22 protein-coding genes and 1 pseudogene are annotated in these 21,907 nt (G+C 64.3%); 19 read left to right on the top strand and 4 right to left on the bottom strand.

Annotated features, from left to right (window positions below):
- The first annotated feature begins 136 nt into the window (after positions 1–136).
- The 8 genes and pseudogenes from N5P29_RS13090 (at position 137) to N5P29_RS13055 (ending at position 9,600) form a co-directional block, all read left to right on the top strand.
- Positions 137–1,894, top strand: a complete 1,758-nt coding sequence (locus tag N5P29_RS13090) for a DUF8094 domain-containing protein (protein ID WP_262275344.1) — start codon at positions 137–139, stop codon at positions 1,892–1,894.
- A gap of 37 nt (positions 1,895–1,931) precedes the next feature.
- Entirely contained in the window at positions 1,932–2,915 is a 984-nt protein-coding gene (locus N5P29_RS13085) for a tetratricopeptide repeat protein (RefSeq protein WP_262275343.1), read from the top strand.
- Positions 2,915–4,014: pseudogene (locus tag N5P29_RS13080) on the top strand (NADH:flavin oxidoreductase/NADH oxidase). The gene N5P29_RS13085 and the pseudogene N5P29_RS13080 overlap by 1 nt, the downstream one beginning before the upstream one ends.
- A 40-nt stretch (positions 4,015–4,054) precedes the next feature.
- Positions 4,055–4,936 carry an ABC transporter ATP-binding protein gene (locus N5P29_RS13075; protein ID WP_262275342.1) on the top strand — a complete coding sequence of 294 codons (882 nt, stop codon included), beginning with the start codon at positions 4,055–4,057 and terminating at the stop codon, positions 4,934–4,936.
- The gene (locus N5P29_RS13070) at positions 4,918–6,489 is read left to right on the top strand and encodes a transporter (protein WP_262275341.1); all 1,572 of its coding nucleotides are present in this window, start codon (positions 4,918–4,920) and stop codon (positions 6,487–6,489) included. Before N5P29_RS13075 ends, N5P29_RS13070 begins: the two co-directional genes overlap by 19 nt.
- A 93-nt stretch (positions 6,490–6,582) precedes the next feature.
- The gene (nagB, locus tag N5P29_RS13065; RefSeq protein WP_262278579.1) at positions 6,583–7,365 is read left to right on the top strand and encodes a glucosamine-6-phosphate deaminase; all 783 of its coding nucleotides are present in this window, start codon (positions 6,583–6,585) and stop codon (positions 7,363–7,365) included.
- A gap of 8 nt (positions 7,366–7,373) precedes the next feature.
- Entirely contained in the window at positions 7,374–7,712 is a 339-nt protein-coding gene (locus N5P29_RS13060) for a DUF3039 domain-containing protein (RefSeq protein ID WP_144659886.1), read from the top strand.
- Between the two features lie 112 nt (positions 7,713–7,824).
- The gene (locus N5P29_RS13055) at positions 7,825–9,600 is read left to right on the top strand and encodes a DEAD/DEAH box helicase (RefSeq protein WP_262275340.1); all 1,776 of its coding nucleotides are present in this window, start codon (positions 7,825–7,827) and stop codon (positions 9,598–9,600) included.
- A gap of 75 nt (positions 9,601–9,675) precedes the next feature.
- Here N5P29_RS13055 and N5P29_RS13050 read toward each other — a convergent pair whose 3' ends face one another.
- Together N5P29_RS13050 and N5P29_RS13045 are read right to left on the bottom strand one after the other, a co-directional pair.
- Positions 9,676–10,302, bottom strand: a complete 627-nt coding sequence (locus N5P29_RS13050) for an isochorismatase family protein (protein WP_262275339.1) — start codon at positions 10,300–10,302, stop codon at positions 9,676–9,678.
- A complete protein-coding gene (locus N5P29_RS13045) occupies positions 10,302–11,630 on the bottom strand; it encodes a nicotinate phosphoribosyltransferase (RefSeq protein WP_262275338.1) in 1,329 nt (442 codons plus the stop codon). The genes N5P29_RS13050 and N5P29_RS13045 overlap by 1 nt, the downstream gene beginning before the upstream one ends.
- Before the next feature lie 37 nt (positions 11,631–11,667).
- On the opposite strand from N5P29_RS13045, the gene clpS reads away from it, so the two are divergent.
- From clpS to rdgB, 6 genes are all read left to right on the top strand, one after another.
- Complete coding sequence (gene clpS / locus N5P29_RS13040; protein WP_018776321.1) at positions 11,668–12,030, top strand: ATP-dependent Clp protease adapter ClpS; 363 nt, start codon at positions 11,668–11,670, stop codon at positions 12,028–12,030.
- A complete protein-coding gene (locus N5P29_RS13035) occupies positions 12,023–12,589 on the top strand; it encodes a DUF2017 domain-containing protein (protein ID WP_262275337.1) in 567 nt (188 codons plus the stop codon). The genes clpS and N5P29_RS13035 overlap by 8 nt, the downstream gene beginning before the upstream one ends.
- A gap of 103 nt (positions 12,590–12,692) precedes the next feature.
- Positions 12,693–13,712 (top strand): glutamate racemase, encoded by a 1,020-nt coding sequence (gene murI / locus N5P29_RS13030; protein ID WP_410007874.1) that lies wholly within the window; start codon positions 12,693–12,695, stop codon positions 13,710–13,712.
- Positions 13,709–14,506: an MBL fold metallo-hydrolase gene (locus N5P29_RS13025; RefSeq protein WP_144659892.1), complete on the top strand. Its 798-nt coding sequence runs from the start codon at positions 13,709–13,711 to the stop codon at positions 14,504–14,506. The genes murI and N5P29_RS13025 overlap by 4 nt, the downstream gene beginning before the upstream one ends.
- A gap of 46 nt (positions 14,507–14,552) precedes the next feature.
- Positions 14,553–15,311: a ribonuclease PH gene (rph, locus tag N5P29_RS13020; RefSeq protein ID WP_315973348.1), complete on the top strand. Its 759-nt coding sequence runs from the start codon at positions 14,553–14,555 to the stop codon at positions 15,309–15,311.
- On the top strand, positions 15,308–15,976 hold the full coding sequence (rdgB, locus tag N5P29_RS13015; RefSeq protein WP_262275335.1) for an RdgB/HAM1 family non-canonical purine NTP pyrophosphatase: 669 nt from the start codon (positions 15,308–15,310) through the stop codon (positions 15,974–15,976). The genes rph and rdgB overlap by 4 nt, the downstream gene beginning before the upstream one ends.
- An 84-nt stretch (positions 15,977–16,060) precedes the next feature.
- On the opposite strand, the gene N5P29_RS13010 is transcribed toward rdgB, so the two are convergent.
- Complete coding sequence (locus N5P29_RS13010; protein WP_262278577.1) at positions 16,061–16,825, bottom strand: DedA family protein; 765 nt, start codon at positions 16,823–16,825, stop codon at positions 16,061–16,063.
- Between the two features lie 167 nt (positions 16,826–16,992).
- Here N5P29_RS13010 and N5P29_RS13005 point away from each other — a divergent pair, with 167 nt between their 5' ends.
- The gene (locus N5P29_RS13005; protein WP_262275334.1) at positions 16,993–18,000 is read left to right on the top strand and encodes a 3'-5' exonuclease; all 1,008 of its coding nucleotides are present in this window, start codon (positions 16,993–16,995) and stop codon (positions 17,998–18,000) included.
- A 319-nt stretch (positions 18,001–18,319) separates the two neighbouring features.
- On the top strand, positions 18,320–18,868 hold the full coding sequence (locus N5P29_RS13000; protein ID WP_262275333.1) for a DUF4395 domain-containing protein: 549 nt from the start codon (positions 18,320–18,322) through the stop codon (positions 18,866–18,868).
- A gap of 5 nt (positions 18,869–18,873) precedes the next feature.
- On the opposite strand, the gene N5P29_RS12995 is transcribed toward N5P29_RS13000, so the two are convergent.
- Positions 18,874–19,944 (bottom strand): ADP-ribosylglycohydrolase family protein, encoded by a 1,071-nt coding sequence (locus N5P29_RS12995; protein ID WP_262275332.1) that lies wholly within the window; start codon positions 19,942–19,944, stop codon positions 18,874–18,876.
- 81 nt (positions 19,945–20,025) lie between these two features.
- On the opposite strand from N5P29_RS12995, the gene N5P29_RS12990 reads away from it, so the two are divergent.
- The 3 genes from N5P29_RS12990 to N5P29_RS12980 all read left to right on the top strand — a co-directional run bounded on the left by N5P29_RS12990 (position 20,026) and on the right by N5P29_RS12980 (position 21,837).
- Positions 20,026–20,382 (top strand): YidH family protein, encoded by a 357-nt coding sequence (locus tag N5P29_RS12990; protein ID WP_186313527.1) that lies wholly within the window; start codon positions 20,026–20,028, stop codon positions 20,380–20,382.
- 30 nt (positions 20,383–20,412) lie between these two features.
- Positions 20,413–20,775, top strand: a complete 363-nt coding sequence (locus tag N5P29_RS12985) for a DUF202 domain-containing protein (protein WP_262275331.1) — start codon at positions 20,413–20,415, stop codon at positions 20,773–20,775.
- A 153-nt stretch (positions 20,776–20,928) separates the two neighbouring features.
- Positions 20,929–21,837 (top strand): MIP/aquaporin family protein, encoded by a 909-nt coding sequence (locus tag N5P29_RS12980; protein ID WP_262275330.1) that lies wholly within the window; start codon positions 20,929–20,931, stop codon positions 21,835–21,837.
- The last annotated feature ends 70 nt before the right edge of the window (positions 21,838–21,907 follow it).

Genomic DNA, 21,907 nt, shown 5'->3' with positions numbered 1-21,907 from the left:
GATCATCGCCACACTATCAGGAGCACTGAATCGGGCCGCGGCGGCGCCACCGCGGGCTTTTCAGGGTGTCGCCGCCGTCACGCCGATCTGACTCCTTGATAACAAAACGGTTACCCTTGAAGTTCAACGACCGCTGATGATAGGTGATCCTGTGCGTTTGAAGACTGCAGCCTTGCTGGTGCTGCTGGGCCTGCTGACGATGCTGGCCGGCATTGGCCAGCTGACTTTCTGGGCCCCCGCTGAAACCGTGACGGCTTCGGTTCCCGGCGATACCAAAGCTTCCCCGCTGACCGTGATCGATCAGAAACTGATCGACCTCCATGACGGCCCGGTGAAGATCAAGATCCAGGGCGAGGGCAACTACACCATTGCCACAGGCCGCCCGGACGATGTCGATGCCTGGGTAGGGAAAACAGCCCACACCACACTGACCGGTGTCTCCGCAGACCAGAAGTCGCTCGAAGTGACCTCCGCCGACGGCGAAGCAACAGCGCCCTCCCCGGCCGGCTCCGATCTCTGGGTAAGCACTGAAGACGCAAGCGGCGACTTCGAATACACCTGGAATCCTCCCGCCGACGGCGAATGGTCGCTGCTGGTGGCTGCCGACGGTACCAAGCCTGCACCGACCGCGATCTCCATGACGTTCCCGAACAAGGCCACCACACCGTGGGCTGTGCCGCTGATCGTCCTGGGCATCATCATCATCCTGGTGGGAGCGGCCCTGCCGTTCATCGCCAAAGCCTTGAGCAGCCGCCGCAAGGACGGCGAGGGTGACGGTCCGCATGACGGCGAGGCAACCACGACGCTGCCCGTACAGTCGCCCGCGGGCGATGAGGGCCGCCGTCGTACCGGTGGAGCCGAAGGCCCGGCCCTGCGAGTTACTGCCGTAGCTGCCGCGCTTGCAGCAGTCATGGTCGGCGGGACGGCTGTGGCCGCCCAGGCCACGTCTTCTCCGGATGCGACCCCTTCTGCCTCGTCCTCCGCAGCAGCCGGTGGCGACGGCGGAACCCCGGTCATGCTCGAATCCCAGCTTCAGCGCATCCTGGAACAGGTTGCCAGCACCGTTGACGCGGCCGATGCCGCGAAGGATGCGGCCAAGCTTGCCCCGCGCGTGGACAAGATGGAACTCCAGATCCGGACGCAGAACTACAAGATCCGCTCCGCTGTCTCGGCGTACGAAGCGCGCATGCCGGTCCGGGCCACCAAGCTCCAGAGCAGCGTCATCAGCACCAAGAAGGACTGGCCAAGGACCGTCTACGCCCTGACCCAGGGTGAAGGAAATGTTGTCCCGCAGGTCCTGACCCTCGTGCAGCTTTCGCCGCGCGAAAACTACAAGCTGTGGGGCACCGCGCCCCTCCAGCCCGGCACCAACTTCCCGTCCTTCCCGGTCCCGCGCAAGGGCACCACGCCCGTGGCTGCAAGCGACAAGGACGGCTTGGCCTACAGCGGCAACCAGGCGCTGGAAATCCTGAGTGAAATGCTCACCAACCCGGATTCACCCAACCGGAGCAAGCTCGCCGACGGCCAGGCATCCCCGTACATTGCCGGGGCCCTGGCTTACCAGGCCGATACCGTGAAGAACGGCACCAGCGCCAACTTCAAGTTCACCCACACACCTGTCAGCAACCAGACCGTCGTGCTCAAGACGGCCGACGGCGGTGCGCTGGTGGTGGGGCGCCTGGACTTCTCGTTCGAGGGAACCCCCAAGGCAGCAGGTGACAAGCTCATCCTGGAGGACGATTCCGCCGTCTTTGCCGGTGGCAAGGAGACAACTACGGGCATGGTGTTGAACTTCGCCGAGTCCGTGGCCGTGTACATCCCGCCGGCGGGCTCGTCCGATCCCATGAAGCTGGTAGCTGCCACCCGCGGACTGGTTGGCGCCAGCTTCAAGTAGCCCGACCAGCAGGCAGGCAGCGGCTAGAGTGGACGGTATGAGTTCGCCCGGATACCGACCCACTCCAGCCGCTGCCAGCCAGCTCAACCTGCGCGGCGCCGTCGACCTCTCGTCGTTGCGCCGCCCCACTCCGCCGCAGGGGCCACCGGTTCCCGTGTCCGCGGACGGAGAGGCACCCCAAGGCGGTGGCGCCGGCAAGGCCCCGCTTCGCGTGGATGCCACGGAAACAAACTTCCAGGACCTGGTGCAGTTGTCCGCCCAGATTCCCGTGCTGTTCCTCCTTTGGTCGCGGTATGCGGCCGAATCGCCCGGCGTACTTGATACAGCACAACGCGTCGTTGAAAGCTACGGTGGCCGCCTCGTGCTGGCCGCTGCCGACGTCGATGCCTTCCCCCAATTGGCCCAGGCCTTCCAGGTTGAGGCTGTGCCCACCGCCGTCGCAGTGATCAAAGGCCAGCCCGTGCCGCTGTTCCAGGGCCCGGCCGACGACGCGCAGATCCGCAACCTCATTGAAGAACTCCTCAAGGTGGCGGCCGCCAATGGCGTCACCGGAAGCATCGGCGACGCCGGACAGGCCGACGACGCCGAGCCCGCACCATTGCCGCCGCTGCACCAAGCCGCCGTGGACGCGATCGAGTCCGGCGACTACGACGCCGCGGTAGCCGCTTACAAGCAGGCCCTCCTCGAGCAGCCCGCAGATGCTGAGGCCAAGGCAGGCCTGGCCCAGGTTGAATTGATGGCCAGGCTGGAAAAGCTCACCGCTCCCGAGGCCGAAGCTCTCCGCGACCAGGCCGCCAGGGAACCCGATGATCTCCAGGCCCAATTGGGCGTCGCCGACCTCGATGTCTCAGGCGGGCACATTGAGGATGCCTTCAACCGGATCATCGCCTTCATCGGCAGGAACTTCGGTCCCGAGCGGGAGGCTGCCCGCGTGCGTCTCCTTGAGCTCTTCGAAGTCGTGGGCATCAAGGACGAGCGTGTGGCCAAGGCCCGGCAGGGCTTGGCAAGGGTGCTCTTCTAGTGGCATCGGCGCTCTTTTCCCCGCTGAAGCTTCGCTCGCTCACGATTGAGCACCGGGGTTGGGTTTCGCCCATGTGCCAGTACAGTTGCCGGCCCGAAACAGGGGAGGGCGTCCCGAACGACTGGCACCTCATGCACCTGGGCTCCTTCGCCGCCGGAGGAGCCGCGCTGATCATGAGTGAGGCCGCGGCGGTGAACCCGGAGGGCCGGATCAGCCCGCGGGACGCGGGACTCTACACCGATGAACAGGCTGCCGCGTGGGCCCGCATAGTGCACTTCGTCCACCAGCATGGTGCCGTTGATTGCAGGATCGGCGCCCAGCTGGCTCATGCGGGGCGGAAGGCCTCCACGTACTGGCCATTCGCTGACCGCTCGGGTTCGGTCCCGGAGTCCGACGGCGGTTGGCCCACCGTTGGTCCTACGGACCAGGCCTTCGACGGTTACGCAGCGCCGGCTGCCATGACCGAAGAGGACATCCAGGCCGTGGTGGCAGATTTCGCCGCCGCTGCTTCGCGTGCCGTGGATATCGGCTTTGACACTGTGGAGATCCACGGTGCGCACGGGTACCTCCTGCACCAGTTCCAGAGTCCGCTGATCAATACGCGCACGGACGGCTGGGGCGGGAGCGAGGAAGGCCGGAACCGGCTCATGCTCACGGTCGTGGAGGCCGTTAGGGCCGTTATACCCGACTCCATGCCGCTGTTGCTGCGGATCTCCGCCTCCGACTGGGCAGAGGGGGTGTGGACGTGGACGCCTCCGCCAGGTTGGCGCGGGCGGCCGCCGAGCTCGGCGTCGATCTGGTGGATGTCTCCAGCGGTGGTGCTGTGGCCCACCAAAAGATCAACGCTGTGCCCGGTTATCAGGCCGGGTTCGCCGAGCAGGTAAAGCGCGACGCCGGCGTCCCCACCGCTGCTGTGGGACTGTTGACCAGTCCCGCCCAGGTAGAGGACATCGTCGCCAACGGCCGTGCCGACGCCGTGTTCATGGCCCGGGCAGCCCTGCGCGATCCGCATTGGTGGTTGCGTGCGGCCTACGAGCTCGGCCATGAACTGCCATGGGTTCCGCAGTACCAGCGGGCCGTGCCCCGCCACGGTTTCTAGAACCCAGGCCAGCCCGCGCCACCGAGGCTAGGCTGGTCCCATGACGGAACCACGCCATGAATCCATGCCCTTATCCACCTCCTCACAGGCGTCCGAATCCCAGCCGTCGGCCGCTGCGGGTGCCAGCCAAACACCGCAACAGGCACCGCAGCCACCGGCGGAAGCCCCCTTGTCGGCCCTGTCCATCCGCGGGCTGGCCAAGCGCTTTGGCGGCAAGATTGCTGTGGACGGAATCAACCTGGAAGTACCTGCCGGCTCGTTTTACGGGATGGTGGGTCCCAACGGCGCCGGTAAAACCACAACCTTGTCCATGGCCACCGGCCTGCTGCGTCCGGACTTCGGTACGGCGGTGGTCCACGGAGTCGATGTGTGGGCACAGCCCTTGGCCGCCAAGAAACTCATGGGCGTCCTGCCCGATGGCGTGCGCCTGTTCGACCGGCTGACCGGCGAGCAACTTGTCACCTATTCAGGCCTCTTGCGCGGCATGGACCGCGATGTCGTGGCTGCAAGGGTGTCGGAGCTGCTTGCTGCCCTTGACCTTCAGGGCGATGCCGGATCACTGGTGGTCGATTATTCGGCCGGCATGACCAAGAAAATCGCCTTGGCATCGGCGTTGATCCATGCGCCGCGGCTCCTTGTCCTGGACGAGCCCTTTGAATCGGTGGATCCTGTGTCGGCCGCCAATATCCGGGGCATCCTGGAGAGCTATGTGGCCTCCGGAGGAACGGTCATTGTCTCCAGCCACGTGATGGACCTCGTACAGCGGATGTGCAGCCACGTTGCCGTTGTTGCCGGCGGCCGGGTCCTGGCTGCGGGCTCCGTGGACGAAGTACGCAACGGTTCCACACTGGAAGAGCGCTTCGTGCAGCTGGTAGGCGGCGGACACCGGACGGAGGGGCTGGAATGGTTGCGCACCTTCTAGGCCTGAAGTGGCAACTGCTTCTTAACGGCTTCAAGCGCAGTCCGTGGCAATTGGTTGGGATGGCGTTGGGGTTGCTCTACGCATTGGGAATGCTGGTCCTCCTTGTTGGAGGCCTTATAGCACTGCGGTGGGCCGATCCTGAGATCGCCCACACCGTGGTGGTATTGGGTGGAGTGGCCACAGTTCCGGGGTGGGCAATCATCCCCCTGGTAGCGTCGGCGGCCGACATGACGTTGGATCCGGCACGTTTCACCACGTTCGCTATTCCACCCAAGCAACTGCTCGCGGGCCTGGCGCTTGCCGGGCTCATCGGCATCCCCGGCCTCGCCACCCTGATCGCGGCCTTGGGAACCGTGGGCACATGGTGGCGGAGCGTGCCCTCGGTTCTTGGCGCATTCGTGGGTGCCGTCCTGGGAACACTGACCTGCATCGTGTTGTCCAAGGTAGTGACGACGGCGACTGCCGGCCTTGCCTCGTCGCGGCGGTTCAAGGATGTCAGCAGCATCATCGTCTTCATCCCCCTGGTGCTGCTGGGGCCGATCATGATGGGAATCGTGGAGGGGGTCCGCAACAGCGCAGACTACCTTCCCGGGCTCGCACGTACGTTGTCGTGGACGCCCCTCGGAGCGGCTTGGTCGCTGGGTGGGGAGCTGGAATCAGGGCAGTGGGCCGCCGCCGGCCTCAAGGTCCTGATCGCGGCGGCGACCATTGCCGCGCTGCTCCTGTGCTGGCACTTGCTGCTGCGGCGGGCCCTGGTGACACCCACGTATTCCGGCGGCTCGGCGAGGAAGGGCGGAAAGCTTGGACTCTTTGGCCGTCTCCCGGGGACCCCGGCCGGAGCCGTGATGGCGCGGGCCCTGATCTATTGGCTCAAGGATCCGCGGTATGCGGCGTCGTTGGTCATCGTCCCGCTGTTCCCGGTACTTTTCTTCTTCAGCAGTTCGCAAAGCGGCAGCTACGGGCTCTTCATGATCCTGGGCCCTCTCACTGCATTCGTCATGGCGTGGTCCATCTGCGCTGATGTTTCCTATGACAACACGGCCTTTGCGCTGCACCTCGCCGCCGGTGTCCGGGGTATTGATGACCGTTTGGGGCGGGCCCTGGCCTGCCTGGCGATATCGCTTCCCGTGGTCCTGGTCTTCACTGTGGGGACTTTGTTCCTCACCGGGGAATGGCAGTGGCTGCCCAACGTTCTGGGGTTGTCACTCGGGACGCTTTTCACCGGGCTGGGTCTGTCCTCGGTGATCTCGGCCCGGTATAACATTGCCGTACCCCTGCCGGGAGACAGTCCGTTCAAGAAGCCGCCGGGAAACGTAGCCCAAACGCTTGCCGTGCAGGGAATCGGAATGCTCGTTCTGGCACTGCTGTTGGTTCCGGAACTCGCTTTGGTGGCTGTCCAGGCCTTCAGTGGCGGTCCTGAAGCCGGATGGATCAACCTGCTGGTGGGTCCGTTGCTGGGCGGGGTCCTCTTCATCGTCGGCGTTCGGCTCGGGGGCAAATGGCTGGATGCACGTGGCCCCGAGATGTTTGCCCAACTCAGTGTGAACCGCTAGTTCCGTAACAAGTTTGACAACCATGGCCTCAAAGATGGGACATGGGATAACCTCGGTGACAGAAGATGATCCTCAGAAAGAAAGGCCGTGACGATGGAAGTTGTCATTCTCCCTGGCACCAAGCAGATTGGTGCGCTTGCTGCCGACGCCATCGAGGCGTTGGTGCGGCGCAAGCCGAACGCTGTGCTGGGCCTCGCCACGGGATCCTCTCCTCTGCCTATTTACGATGAGCTGGCCAGCCGCTACGAAGCCGGGGGCCTGGACTTCAGCCAGGCCCACGGCTTCGCCCTGGATGAGTACGTTGGCTTGGAGGCCGGGCACCCGGAGTCCTACCGCGAAGTCATTCGACGGGAATTCACCAACCGGGTCAACATCAAGCCAGAGAACGTCCATGGTCCGGATGGGGCTGCCGAAGACCTGGAAGCAGCCTGCCAAGCCTACGAGGACGCAATCAAGGCCGTGGGCGGCGTGGATCTGCAGATCCTTGGTGTCGGGACGGACGGCCACATCGGCTTCAATGAGCCCGGTTCCTCCCTGGCGTCCCGGACCCGGATCAAGACCCTGATTGAGCAAACACGCAAGGATAACGCCCGCTTCTTTGACAGCATCGACGACGTGCCGCACCACGTGGTCACCCAGGGGCTGGGGACCATCATGGACGCCAAGCACGTGGTCCTTGTGGCTACGGGGGCCCAGAAGGCCCAGGCGGTCCGCGATTTCGTGGAAGGACCGGTGGCTGCCATCTGTGCCGCGTCCATCCTTCAGATGCACCCCCATGCCACGATCCTGGTGGACGAAGCCGCCGCGTCATCACTGAAGCTGGCCGACTACTACCGGCACACCTACGACAACAAGCCGAAGTGGCAGGGCCTGTAGACGGTAAGATGTTTGGCATGACTACGCTTCCTCCGGATCCATTCGAAAACGACCCCATGCGCGAACTTTCCGGAGCCGGAACGTCCACCTCCACCATCGAGCGTGAAGAAACACGCCAGGAAGTGGAACCCGGTGACCGTGAGCGGTTTGCGCACTACGTCCGCAAGGAAAAGATCATGGAATCGGCAATGACAGGTGAGCCCGTCATTGCCTTGTGCGGAAAAGTCTGGACCCCGGGCCGGGATCCCCAGAAGTTCCCGGTCTGCCCGGAGTGCAAGGAGATCTATGAGGGCCTCCGCCCCGGCAATGACGGTGGAAACGGCGACGGTCCGGGCAACTCCAAGTAGTGGGTGGGAAGAGAACACAGGCCCCTTGTAAACAACACCGTTGTGCGGTCCGCTTTGGCGCGCCCGCAAACAGTGCGGTAACTGCAACTGCCATCAGGCCGGGGGAGTCAGCATGACAGAAACACTTTTCGGTGGCCCTTCACTGCCCCCTGCGTACCCGGAACGCGCTGCCTGGGGTACGGCTCCCAAGCTGCGTGCTTGGCAGCAGGAGGCACTTGACCTCTACATGACCCGCAACCCGAAGGACTTCCTCGCTGTGGCAACGCCCGGCGCTGGTAAAACCACCTTCGCCCTGCGCATTGCCACCACGCTGCTGGACAGCGGGGTGGTCAACCGCGTCACCATCGTGGCACCAACCGACCACCTCAAAAGGCAGTGGGCGGACGCCGCGGCCAGGGTGGGCATCGCCATTGATCCCAACTTCAAAAACTCGGACGGGCAGCACGGCAGGGGCTTCGTCGGCGTCGCTGTGACCTACGCGCAGGTGGCCAGCAAGCCGATGCTGCACCGTGCCAAGACCGAAGCAGCCCGGACCCTGGTGATCCTTGACGAGATCCACCACGGCGGTGAAGCCCTGTCCTGGGGCGATGGGCTGCGCGAGGCTTTTGATCCTGCCGCCCGCCGCCTCTCCCTGACGGGAACGCCGTTCCGGTCCGATACCTCGCCTATTCCATTCGTTGAGTACGCCGAGGACCGTGACGGTATCCGCCGGTCCAAGGCCGATTACACCTACGGCTATGGCAACGCCCTTCGGGACCACGTTGTCCGGCCTGTGCTGTTCATGGCGTACTCGGGCCAGATGCGGTGGCGCACAAGTGCCGGCGACGAAATGGCGGCCTCGTTGGGCGAAGCCGCCGTGACCAAGGACATCACCTCGCAGGCTTGGCGGACGGCTCTGAATCCCGCCGGCGAGTGGATCCCGGCTGTTCTGGCAGCAGCGGACAAGCGCCTCAGCGAGGTACGCCGGACGGTGCCTGATGCCGGAGGCCTGGTGATCGCCACCGACCACGAGGACGCCCGTGCCTACGCTGGACAGTTGAAGAAAATCACGGGCCAGTCGCCCACGGTGATTCTCTCCGACGACTCAAAGGCCTCCAGCAAGATCGAGGAGTTCTCGGCAGGGGACAAGCGCTGGATGGTGGCCGTGCGCATGGTGTCCGAAGGTGTCGACGTGCCCCGCCTGTCGGTGGGTGTCTACGCCACGTCAACCTCGACACCCTTGTTCTTTGCCCAGGCAGTTGGCCGCTTTGTGCGTGCGCGCAAAAGGGGGGAAACGGCGTCGGTCTTCCTGCCGTCGGTACCGCCGCTGATGATCCTCGCCAACACCATGGAAGCCGAGCGCGACCATGCGCTGGACCGGCCCGAAAAGGACGACGACGGGCTGTTCAGCCCCGAGGAAAACCTGATGGCAGAGGCCAACCGGGAAGACAAAGCGTCCGACGAGCTCACCAAGGGCAAGTTCGAAGCATTGGACTCCCAGGCTTCCTTCGACCGTGTCCTGTTCGACGGCGGCGAGTTCGGTACCGGGGCGGACATCGGCTCGGATGAAGAACTGGATTTCCTTGGCATCCCCGGACTTCTGGATGCCGAGCAGGTGGGTACTTTGCTTCGGCAACGGCAACACGAGCAGCAGTCGCGAAAGAAGCGCCAGTCGCCCCTGGCCGCCGCGGCGTCCCCGGCGATTCCGGACCACCGCATGCTGATGGACCTGCGCAACGAGCTCGCCAAGAACGTCGCCGCGTGGGCTGCCCGTACGGGAACCCCGCACGGGGTTGTCCACACCAAGCTGCGCGAGGTCTGCGGTGGTCCAGCCGTGGCCCAAGCCAACGAAGAGCAGCTGCAGGCACGCCTTCGAAAGCTCCAGGATTGGTTCATCGGCCGGAAGTAGCCTGCCCTCGGCCCTGCCTGATACGCCAAAGGGCGCCGCAAATGCGGCGCCCTTTGGCGTTTAGTCTCAAGCGGGTCAGCCGTGCTCGACCTCGACGCCGGCCGCTTCCAAGTCGTCGAAGACATCGCTGAGGTCTTCGGAGATCCCGGCGGTGAGGTCGGCAATCACGGTGGTGTTGTACCCGGCCTGGACGGCATCCAGTGCTGTGGCTTTGACGCAGTAGTCGGTGGCAATGCCTACGATCACCACATCTTCGACATCATGGCTCTGGAGCCAGTCATCGAGTCCAATCGCGTCCTCGTCGATCACCTCGGCTACCGTGGCGCCAGCTTTCAGGTCTCCTGAAGGAACGTCATCTTCCGGCGCCAGGACCCCTTCGAAACCCGAGTAGGCAGCCGTGTACTGTCCTTTGCGGAAGTAGGCCTGGATGTACTCGGGGTCCAGGTCCTCATGCAACTCGGCGCCCTTGGTGCGGGCCCGGCAGTGCGGCGGCCATGAGTCCACCATGTCCGGTGTGTCGGAGAAGTGGTCGCCGGGCTCGATGTGCCAATCCTGTGTTGCCACGATGTGATCGAAATGCTGCTGGTTGGCGTCAACGTATTCGGTGATGGCACCGGCAACATCGGCACCTCCCTGGACCGCCAGAGTGCCGCCCTCGCAGAAATCGTTCTGGACATCAACGATGATCAAGGCCCTGGACATCAGTTCTCCTCGTAAACGGTGGGGATGGCGGCCTCGCCGCGTTGCAAACGGTTCACGACAGGGGGCAGCTCGGCCATGGTTGCCGCATGGCGTTCCTTCGCCCGGACAACACCTTCGGGGCCGGTCCACCCCGGCAGGACCTCACCGTTCTTGACGAACTGGTGGAGCAGGGGGCGATCGTTGCCGTCGTCTTCGGGACGGTGTCCGATGCCCACCACTTCGTGGGTGGCCCTGCCGCGCTCGTTGAGCTTGCGCAGGGCGTACTTGCGGCCACCAACACTTGCCTTGTTCTTGGCAGCCTTGGCGACGGAGATAAATTCGCCGGCGTCGTTGGTGCGACTGACCAGTTTGTAGACCATGCTCGCCGTCGGAGCGCCGGAGCCTGTGACCAGCGAGGTCCCCACGCCGTAGGAGTCCACAGGCGCGGACTGGAGGGCTGCGATGGCGAACTCGTCCAGGTCCGACGTCACAACGATGCGGGTGTTGACGTTCCCGAGGTCATCGAGCAATTGGCGGACCCACTGGGCCTGCGCCACGAGGTCGCCGGAGTCCAGGCGCACGGCTCCCAGCTTGTCTCCGGCGAGTTCGACGGCGGTCCGAACCGCCGTTTCGACGTCGTAGGTATCCACCAACAGCGAAGTCCCCGGGCCGAAGGCCGCAATCTGGGCTTCGAATGCTTCACGCTCGGTGTCGTGCAGAAGGGTGAAGGAGTGTGCCGCCGTGCCGACGGTCTTGATCCCGTAGCGCCGGCCGGCCTCAAGGTTGGAGGTGCTGGCGAAGCCGGCGATGACAGCGGCGCGGGCTGCCGCCGTCGCCGATTCCTCCTGGGTGCGCCGGGAGCCCATCTCGATGCAGGGGCGGGTCCCCGCAGCCGAGGTCATGCGGGACGCGGCCGAAGCGATGGCGCTGTCGTGGTTGAGGACCGAAAGGATGAACGTCTCAAGGATGCAGGCCTCGGCGAAAGTCGACTCGACAATCAGGATGGGGGAGTTGGGGAAGTAAGCGTCCCCCTCTGCGTAGCCCCAGATGTCGCCGCTGAACCTGTAGTCGGCGAGGTAGTCCAGGGTCTCCCTGTTGACCACCTTGTTCTGTTCCAGGAAGGCGAGTTCGGCGTCGCCAAACCTGAAGTCCGCTATGCCTTCGAGCAGCCGTCCCGTGCCGCCCACCACACCGTAACGCCGGCCGTCCGGCAGCCGGCGGGCGAACGCTTCAAACACCGAACGCCGGTGGGCGGCGCCCGAGTGCAGGGCGGCCTGCAGCATGGTCAGTTCGTAGTGGTCTGTGTACAAGGAAGTTGCGGGGTGGTCCCACGACGCGGCTCTACTCACGAATTCACTCTAGTGCGAGCCGCCATAGAATGGACAGATGAGCCCTAGCGTTGCGTTTGGCACGGACATCGATGAGCGGACCGAAGCTGCAGAGCAGACGTCCACCGATGTCCTGACGGCCCCCGATGTCCCTTGGAACCTGGTGATCTGGAACGATCCCGTCAACCTGATGAGCTATGTGAGCTACGTTTTCCAGAGCTATTTCGGCTACTCGGAATCGAAGGCGCACAAGTTGATGATGGAGGTCCACAAGAAAGGCCGTTCCATCGTGGCGTTCGGAAGCAAGGAACAAGTGGAGCAGCACGCTGTGGCCATGCACGGTTTTGGCCTGTGGGCCACTGTGGAGAAGGCCGCCAGCGGTAACGAAACACCCGGAAAGGGCGGCCGCCAGCGTGGCTAAGGCATTCAAATACGGCCTCAAAGGCATTACGGGGTTCCTTGAGCCGGCCGAGCGTGATCTCCTGCGCGGTTTGCTGGACGACGTCATCTCGATGCTCGACCCCGAAGTCCGGGAAAATGAAGACCCCCTGGCGGCCCTCATCGGCCTGGACATGGACGTCAAGCAGCCAAGCGACCGGGCCCTCCTGCGGCTGTTGCCGAACGTTTTGAAGGACGACGACGGCGGCTCGCTGGAGTTCCGGCAGCTCACCGAACGCTCTGTCCGGGAGAACAAGATCGGGGCGCTCCGGGCCACCGCAATGGGCTTGGACCGGGAGGACCTGGTTCTGACGCCGGAAGAAGCAGCCCGCTGGTCCATGGCGCTCAATGACGTCAGGCTGGTCCTGGCAGAACGGCTGGACATCCGCGATGAAGCGGACGCCGAGCACATCCACAGCATGCAGGACTGGAGCCAGGCCGAAGACGTGGAGAGCTATTTGGCGTTGGTCTACAACTTCACCACCTGGCTCCAGGAGTCCCTGGTCCAGGCAATGATCTCGGCCCGGCAGGCGAAATCCTGATCTTGGGGGCCCTGTGCCGCTCCGCCCTTGTGACACATAAGACACGAGGCGGAGGACACACCTGATGGCCGCACCCCACGGGAGGCCTTATTCTCGAATAATCATGACATCAGCATCGGGTTCACCAAGCGGCGCTCCGGGCAGTGGCGCCCCCATCAGCGCGGGGGAGATCGTGGGAACGCGCCCGATCGGTATTTTCGACTCCGGCGTAGGCGGATTGACAGTGGCGCGGGCCATCATCGACCAACTGCCCAACGAGTCGATCCTCTACGTGGGAGACACCGCCAACGGCCCCTACGGACCCCTCCCCATCGCCGAAGTGCGCGCCAATGCCCTCGGTGTGATGGACGAACTGGTGGATTCCGGTGTCAAGCTGCTGACCATAGCCTGCAACTCGGCGTCGGCCGCTGTTCTCCGCGACGCCCGGGAAAGATACACGGCCAGGTACGGGATACCGGTCATCGAGGTCATTCAACCCGCTGTCCGGCGTGCCGTTTCCGCGACGCGTTCCGGCAGGATCGGGGTCATTGGAACCTCTGCCACGGTGGGTTCGCGTGCCTACGAGGACACCTTTGCCGCAGCCCCTGACCTCACCATCACATCCGTGGCGTGCCCAGCCTTCGTGAGCTTCGTCGAAGCCGGAATCACGACGGGGCCCGAACTTTTGGCGGCCGCCAACGAGTACTTGGCACCCCTCAAGCAGGCCGGTGTGGATACGGTGGTCCTTGGATGCACCCACTATCCACTGTTGACCGGCGTCATCTCCTTTGTCATGGGTGAAGATGTCACTCTGGTCTCCAGCGCCGAAGAAACGGCCAAGGACGTCTACCGGGCGCTGGCCACCCACGGTATCCAGCGGACGGGGTCGAGTGCCCCCAGCCACGAATTCATCGCCACAGGTGATGCCGCCCAATTCGAAACGCTGGCGCGCCGGTTCCTTGGACCCGAAGTGCTGTCCGTGAAGCACGTGGACCACGTGGCAGCGCAGTATCCAACCGGCAGCCTCGCGCGGATCACCCCCGAGATGCTGGAAGCGGCAAAATCAGGGGCCGGCCTGTCACGGCGCTCCTATTTCGTGAACCCTGCCGACTCTGCGGCTGCAGCCATGGGGCGTGGCTTGTGAAGCTGACCATCGTGGGTTGTACGGGTTCGTTCCCCGGGCCGGGATCGCCGGCGTCGTGCTATCTGGTGACAGCCCATGACGGCGAACGCGAGTGGAAGATCGTCATGGACCTCGGAAGCGGCGCCCTGGGTGCGATCCAGCGGTATACGGACCTGGAGGACATCGACGCGATTTTCCTCACCCACCTGCATCCGGACCACTGCATGGACCTCTGTGGCCTGCATGTAGCAGTGCGCTGGAAGCCCGGCGGCTGGGGACGCGACCGCATTCCCGTGTGGGGTCCGGCGGCCACGGCGGACCGTATGGCCACCGCGTATGGTCTGGACCTGGATCCGGGGATGCATGAGGAATTCGACTTCACCAACTGGGCGGAACAGAAGCCTGTCACGGTTGGACCGTTCACCGTTACTCCCTACGGCGTCAACCATCCGGTGGAAGAGTGCTACGCCTTGCGCGTCACGGCAACAGAGCCGGGTAAGGACGGCACGCCGGTGACCCGGGTCCTGACATACTCCGGAGACACCGACTCCTGCCAGGGCCTGGAAGATGCTGCAGAGGGGGCAGACCTTTTCCTCTGCGAGGCAGCCTTCGAGGAAGGCCGCGATGACGCCATCAAGGACGTCCATCTCACCGGCAAGCGCGCCGCGGAGGCGGCGGTGAACGCCGGTGCCAAACGATTGCTGCTGACCCACATCCCCGTCTGGACCTCCCAGACGAAAGTGATGTCCGAGGCCAAACCCGTTTTCGCCGGGGACGTTGCTGTTGCCGTAGCCGGGGTCCACTACACCATCTAGCAATGGGCGGCTGAGGCAGGCGGGCCATCGTCGCTAAGCTTGGAGCATGACTTCTGAAGCTACAGCAACACCCGTCATCCGCGCCGATGGCCGGACCCCCGACCAATTGCGACCCATCAGCATCACCCGTGGCTGGTCCAAGCAGGCAGAGGGCTCGGCTTTGATCGAGTTCGGAAACACCCGGGTCCTGTGTACCGCTTCCCTGACCGAGGGCGTGCCCCGCTGGCTAAAAGGCGAGGGCCGCGGCTGGGTAACTGCCGAGTACGCCATGCTTCCCCGCGCTACGAACACCCGTTCGGACCGTGAGTCCGTGAAGGGCAAGATCGGCGGACGCACCCACGAAATTTCGCGCCTCATCGGCCGTTCCCTGCGTTCGATCATCGATACCAAAGCGCTTGGCGAGAACACCATCGTCCTGGACTGCGATGTCCTCCAGGCCGACGGCGGTACGCGCACGGCTGCCATTACCGGTGCCTACGTGGCGCTCGCCGAGGCCATCCGCTTTGCCCGCGAGAACAAGCTGATCGCCCGCAATGCCGAGCCTCTGGTGGACACTATTGCGGCGGTCTCCGTGGGAATCATTGACGGCGTTCCGATGCTTGACCTGCCGTATGTGGAAGACGTCCGTGCGGAGACAGACATGAACGTAGTGGTGACAGGATCCGGCAAGTTCGTGGAGGTGCAGGGCACAGCCGAAGGCGCTCCCTTCGACCGCGATGAACTGAACGCCCTGCTGGACCTCGCCCTCCTGGGCACCACCCAGCTCGCCGCCATCCAGCGCGAGACGCTGGCGGAAGCCCCGTGAGCGCCGGGACCTCAGCCAGCACTCCACTGCTGGTCCTCGCTACCCATAACAAAGGCAAACTGAAGGAGCTCCGCGAACTGCTGCGCGGCCAGGTGCCCGGTCTCGACGTCGATACCCAGGTAGTTGACGCCGCTGCGGCAGGTGCCCCGGACGTCGCGGAAACCGGAGTCACCTTTGCTGAGAACTCACTCCTCAAAGCCCGCGCAGTGGCAGAGGCGACAGGCTTGGTGGCCATCGCCGACGACTCCGGGCTGGCGGTTGATGTTCTGGGCGGCGCGCCGGGCATCTTCTCAGCCCGTTGGTCCGGACGGCATGGCGACGACGAGGCAAACCTGAACCTGCTGCTGGCCCAGCTCTCCGATGTCCCGGAGGGATTCCGCGGGGCGGCCTTCGTGTGCGCCGCGGCCTTGGCTGTGCCGGGATCCGATGGCGTTGCCCGCGAGACCGTGGAGTACGGCCAGCTTGAAGGGACGCTTCTGCGTGAGCCCCGGGGTGAAGGCGGCTTCGGTTACGATCCCGTACTGCAGCCTGCGGGTATGGACCGCAGCTGTGCCGAGCTCAGCCAGGAAGAAAAGAATGCCATCAGCCACCGCGGGCAGGCATTCCGGGCTTTGCTTCCAGCCATTGTCTCTGCGCTCTCCGGTAACGGTTCAGAACGGTCCTGATCCGGCACGCAACGACAAAGCAAAAGGCACCCCCGCGATGCGGGGGTGCCTTTTTCTGCTTTTGGCTCGTGTGCTCCGGGAGTCCTAGCGCTCCGTGTGCTTTCCGGCCTCGTGTTCGTCGATGAATTCCTCCACCGGGTCGGTCCCTTCGGCTGCGGCCTTCCGCTTCGCCACGAACCCCCGGGCGACCTCGATGATGACCGGGATAACAGAGATCAGGACGATGACGATGAAGATGATGTCCAGGTTCTTGCTGACCCACGGAATGCGATCTCCCAGGACATAACCGAGGAAGGTGACGCCACCGCCCCAGAGGAGCGCGCCGATGACGTTGAAGATGAAGAACTTCCGCTTGTCCATCTGGGCAACGCCCACGATGACAGGGACGAAGGTGCGGATGATGGGGACAAACCGGGCGAGGATCAAGGCCTTGCCGCCATGCTTTTCGAAGAACGCGTGCGCGCTCTCGACGTTTTCCTTCTTGAAGAGCCTGGAATCAGGGCGGTTGAAGATCGCCGGGCCGGCCTTTGAACCGATGAGGTAACCGGTCTGGTTTCCAATGATGGCTGAGACGATGATCAGGCCTGCGAGGGCCCAGATGTTGAACTTGATGGTGTCGGTTGCGACGAGGAGTCCGGCCGTGAAGAGCATTGAGTCACCCGGCAGGAAGAAGCCCACCAGCAGCCCGGTTTCAGCAAACACAATGCCGCACACCAGCAGCACGACCCACGGGGCCAAGGCAGGGTCGGCCAGGAAGATCTGGGGGTTCAACCAGTCCGGCAGGAACGACGCCATGGCCGGCTGCACGGGGCCTGCGCCCCCGAAAGTGGATACGGCAAGGTCGCTCATCGCAGAAAAGATCACCCAACAAGCCTACTGGACCGCCGCCGTCGTTAGTTCTTTGCCACCGGGCCGAAGCCAGCGGACGTGTAGCGTTGCCCACAATCCGTGCCGGATGGGCCGCCCCGCCGTCGAAATCGCAAAAGGGCGGCCTATTCCGGCTGTAATCTTGTCCAGTGGCATTGGACTTTACGGCGATCGACTTCGAAACAGCCAACGGCTTCAGGGGGTCCCCGTGTTCGGTGGGACTGAGCAAGGTCCGTGGGGGAGTCGTGGTGGAGGAAGCCTCGTGGCTGATGCGCCCGCCCGAAAACCACGATCACTTCGAATTCCACAACACCCGGATCCACGGGATACGTGCTGAGGACGTCGCCGGGCAACCCAGGTTCGGGGAGCTTTTCCCGGAAATCGGCGCCTTCATCGGTGACGACATCCTCGCAGCACACAATGCAGCGTTCGATCTTGGCGTCATCAGGTCCGGTTTGGAAGTCTCTGGGCTTCCCGGTCCGGCCTATGACTACGTCTGTACCGTGATGCTGTCACGGCGCTGCTATTCGCTGGTGTCGAACTCGCTGCCGTACGCGGCCGAGGAAGCCGGTGTGCCGCTGGTGAACCACCACGACGCCGCCGAAGACGCCCGTGCCTGCGCCGGAATCCTGGTGGACATTGCCAGGCGCAACAACGCCAACAGCATCGCCGAACTCTACCTTTCCCTGGGCCTGAACCTGCCCAAACAGCCCGCATTTGATCCCTCCCACGGGTTGTCGAAGGCCACCAGATCCGCCCTCGCTGTCCGGACCGGCGGTGCGTTGACAGCGGGTCCTGCAGGGACTGCGGAAGCCCCGGGCTGGTCGGCGTGGCCGGAAGAAGGCCCCAACCCCCTGCCCAACCCCGCGGCCGAACCCGGACATCCGCTCTTCGGGCAGACGGTGGTGTTCACGGGCGATCTCGCCATCACCCGGCCTGAAGCGAAGTCGCGGGCCGCTGACATGGGAGCCCGACCGGAAAGCCGCGTTACTGCACGTACGACAGTTTTGATCGTTGGCGACGGATTCGTCGCAGGCGACCTTCGCGCGGGACGACTCACGGGCAAGGCAAAACGCGTTCTGGAGCTGCACGCCAAGGGCCAGCAGATCGAAGTGGTCTCAGAGGGCGAGTTCCTGCAAATGGTGGGCGGCGCCTGAGAGCGACCCTGGCGCTCTCTCACGTCCCGCGGGTTTCCCGCGGACGCTCTCTCACGTCCCGCGGGTTTCCTGCGGACGCTCTCTCACGTCCCGCGGGTTTCCTGCGGACGCTCTCTCACTTCCCGCGGGCCGCCAGGACTGTCGTGCCAGCGGATCGGCGGTTGGGCCGATCTACCACCCGAAGGGAAGGGAGGGTTTGGGCTTTGGGGGTGGGATGTGATTGACGGTTGGGGTGATACGCAGGGGAAGTGAGAGAGCGTGGGGTCATAGTCCGCAACAATGCTTTCTGCAGCCGGGCCGGCGCTCCTAGCCTAAGGTCATGACAAAGCCAACCCTTCCTGTAACGCCAACGCGCCAGACCGGGGCGCGCGTGAACCGCGGGGTTGATTGGCGGGCTGTGTTCGCCTTCCCCAACCCTGTCAACGAGTACGCCGCCCGTATCACCGCCGGCCTCGTGGTGCTGCTGGCTGTCGCGACACTGGTGACGGGTTGGGGCTGGGGCTTGGTGGTCCTGGCCGCAGGATTCTGGCTCCGGGTGCTTTTTGGTCCACGGATTTCCCCGTTGGCGCTGCTGTCCGTTAAGGTCCTGGCGCCCCGGATCGGTCACGCCAAGCTGGTTGCCGGTCCTCCCAAGCGTTTCGCCCAAGGGATGGGTGCCGCCATGACGAGTGCCGCCGTCGTGCTGTTTTTTACTGGCCTCCAGCCGGCCGCCTGGGTCGTCCTCGCATTGTTGATCGTTGCTGCGTCGCTGGAATCGTTTGTTGGCTACTGCCTTGGCTGTGCGATCTTTGGCGTGCTGCAGCGCCGCGGACTCATTCCCGACGACATCTGCGAGGCCTGCAACAACATCACGCTGCGCAGCTTGTAGGGACCTCAGCCGGTAGTGACGGCAATGAGCCGGTCTGCCATGCCGCGAACAACCTCGGGCGCTTCCAGCGCGGCCAACCAGTCTTCGGGGAGGCACTGTTCGCCGTAGTAGGCTCCCAGGATGTTTCCGGCGATGGAGCCGGTGGAGTCGCTGTCGCCGCTGTGGTTGATGGCCACTGCAATCGCTTTGCGGAAGTGCTCTGCAGGGTCACCGTCCGTGGTGGACAGGACAGCGTAAAGGGCGACGGCGAGGGCCTCCTCGGCCACCCACCCCTCACCCAGCGTCGTGGTGAGGTCCTCAGGATTAAGTCCGGCCGTCTCCAGCGACAACTCTAATGCCGCCTGCAGGCGCTCGCGAAGTTCGGGCGCCTGCGTTGACACGCCGTCAGTGTAGGCCAGCGCCTCTTGCGCCGCCCCGCGGATGCTGCCTCCCGCGACGATGTTGTGGATCAGCAGGCTGAAGGCCGCAGCGCTCAGTCGTGCCGAGGGATGGCCGTGCGTCAGAGAAGCAGCATCTGAGCTGAGCTTGTAGACCGCATCCGGGGAGATGTGGGGGATCAGGCCGAACGGTGCCGAGCGCATCACCGTGCCGCATCCTTTGGAGTCGGGATTGACCGGCCGTGCCGCTGTGCCCATCTCGCCGGAAGCGAGTCCGCTCAGGCAGGCGTTGCCGGGCGCCCGCCGGTGCCGGAGCACCTCTTGGGCGTCGATCCACCGGGGCTGCGGGACGGGAGCAGAGGAGGAAACTTCCACATCCTGGGTTGCCAGCCATCGCAGGTAGGCGAGCCAGAGGCAGGCGGTTTCGTCGGCGGCGACTCCGTCGTTTGCCCATTCAAGTGCCTCCACCAGGCCATCCACCGTATAGAGCGTCATCTGGGTATCGTCCGAAAAGTGGCTGCCGCCGTCGAGCTGTCCAAAGGAGGTCAGGCCGTCTGGTCCGTAGTGCGCGCGGATCGCGGCAATGGAGTCGAACTCCACGGCGTAACCCAGGGAATCGCCCAAGGCTCCACCCAACAGGGCGCCATAGACGCGGGAGGGGAAGGACGGCGCGGTGGTGGAGGTAGCTTCAGCACTCATGCCAGTAACTTACCGTGCCCGGGACGCGCCCGCTGATATGGTGGGGAGGCTGTCCGGCGCTGAGAAACTTGGAGAGACATCGTGCGTGAACCTGCTTGGCGACAAACGGGCAAGACTCCCGACTACCGGTTTTCGCTGGCCAACGAACGCACCTTCCTGGCCTGGATCCGAACCTCGCTTGCTTTGCTTGCCGGAGCAGTCGCCGTCGATCAGCTGGCGCCAAATATCGCGCCGACGCCGGTCCGCCTGGTTTTGTGTGTGTTGCTCGCCCTCGTGGGGGCCGGCCTTGCGGCCCTGTCCTACCGCAGGTGGGGCCGGATGGAAGCTGCCATGCGCAACGATGAGGCACTGCCTTTCTCCCGCGTGATGTTGTTCATGACCATCGTTGTTGCCGTCGCGGCCTTTGCCTTCGCGGTGCTGATCCTGGTGGCCCGTTGAGCGGCTCGCAGCAGTGAGCGGAGCGCGGCGGTGAGGGGCGCCATTCCGGAAGCCACCCGCGATCCCGGGCTGCAGCCGGAACGAACTACCCTGGCGTGGCGCAGGACCCTGATCTCCCTGGTGGTGGTGGACCTGTTCATCTGGCGCAGCTGGTTGAAGTCCGAGCCATCTCCGGTCAGTCTCGTCAGCGGCCTGCCCGGGCTCGACTATCAAGGAATCTGCGCCCTCATGGCTGCCGCAGCCACCGTGGTCCTGGCTTCCGTGGTGTGGATCCGGTCCCGACAGCTGCAGGCAGGAATCGCTGCATCCTCCGCGCAGCTGATTCTGGCCAGCACATTGGCCGTCATGGGGCTGGGCGCCGCCGCGATCGCGGCCATTGCCTTGGGCGGATAAGCTCGAGGGTAGGTTCGCGTCCCAGCAACTGTCCAGATTCGGCTGGCAAAATGCTCAAGGATCCCGGACGCACACAAGAGCACCTCGTGCTATCCCCACGTGCTTGGGCACCCGCACACCACCTTCCACCCCGATCGTAAGGACCCGTTCCCCATGACCACTTCTGTTCAGGCCGCTACCGAACCCCAGCCGGGACTCCTGGCCAGGTTGGGCGCCGAAGCACTGGGTTCGTTGTTCATTGTGCTTGTGGCGGTGGGCGTTTCGATCTTCTCGAACCCCTCCGGGGCGCCGCTGCCTGCAGCCTTGGCCACCGGACTGGCGGTTACTGCGGTCATGGCGGCATTCGGCTACATCTCCGGGGGCCATTTCAACCCGGTGATCACCTTGGGCAACCTCATTGCCGGACGCATCCGTGCTGTTGCTGCAGTGGCCTACCTCGCCGCGCAGATCGTCGGCAGCGTGATTGGTGCAGCCCTTGTCTACATCGTGGTGACCATGGTCCCCGTGCTCACGGATTCCCGGGCTGCCTTCGGGTCCACCGCAGCCGGCTTCGGCGAGCACGCCGTGGCGCAGACCCAGATGGCCGGCGTGTTGCTGGTGGAAGTTATTGGTTCGGCTCTCCTTGTTGCCGTCTTCCTCGGCGCTACCGCAGGACGCCGGGCGGTGCCGGCCGTGGCCCCCTTCGCGGTAGGACTTTCGGTGGCTGTGCTGGTGCAATTCGGCCAGGTTCTTGGCAACCTTCCGTTCAACCCGGCCCGCGCTACCGCGCAGGCATTCTTCAGTCCCTCATGGGCCCTGGACGGTCTGTGGCTTTTCTGGGTGGCCCCGCTCATGGGTGCGGCCCTGGCCGGCCTGGCTTTCCGTGGATTCCAGGGCTTGTCCGCTGGCTCTGACGCAGCGGCCGAACCCCAAACCGGTTCCGATGCCATCAACGACGACTTTGATGCGGCCACGGTCGAGGATGCTTCGGACTCCGGAACGGACGACGCCGCTGCGCAGCAGCTTCCGGCCAAGCCGGTACACGATGACGCCCGGGACTTTTTCGACAACAAGAAGGGCTAGCGAGCCGCAAGGGCCGACGACGGACGGCTTGTCTGCGCTTTTTTGTCGGTGCCCACGGTTAGCTTGGAAA

Origin of the sequence: Paenarthrobacter sp. JL.01a, assembly GCF_025452095.1 — a bacterium.
Taxonomy (GTDB): domain Bacteria; phylum Actinomycetota; class Actinomycetes; order Actinomycetales; family Micrococcaceae; genus Arthrobacter.
Note: the sequence above shows the minus strand (reverse complement) of the source record. Positions and strands in the feature narration are given on the sequence as shown.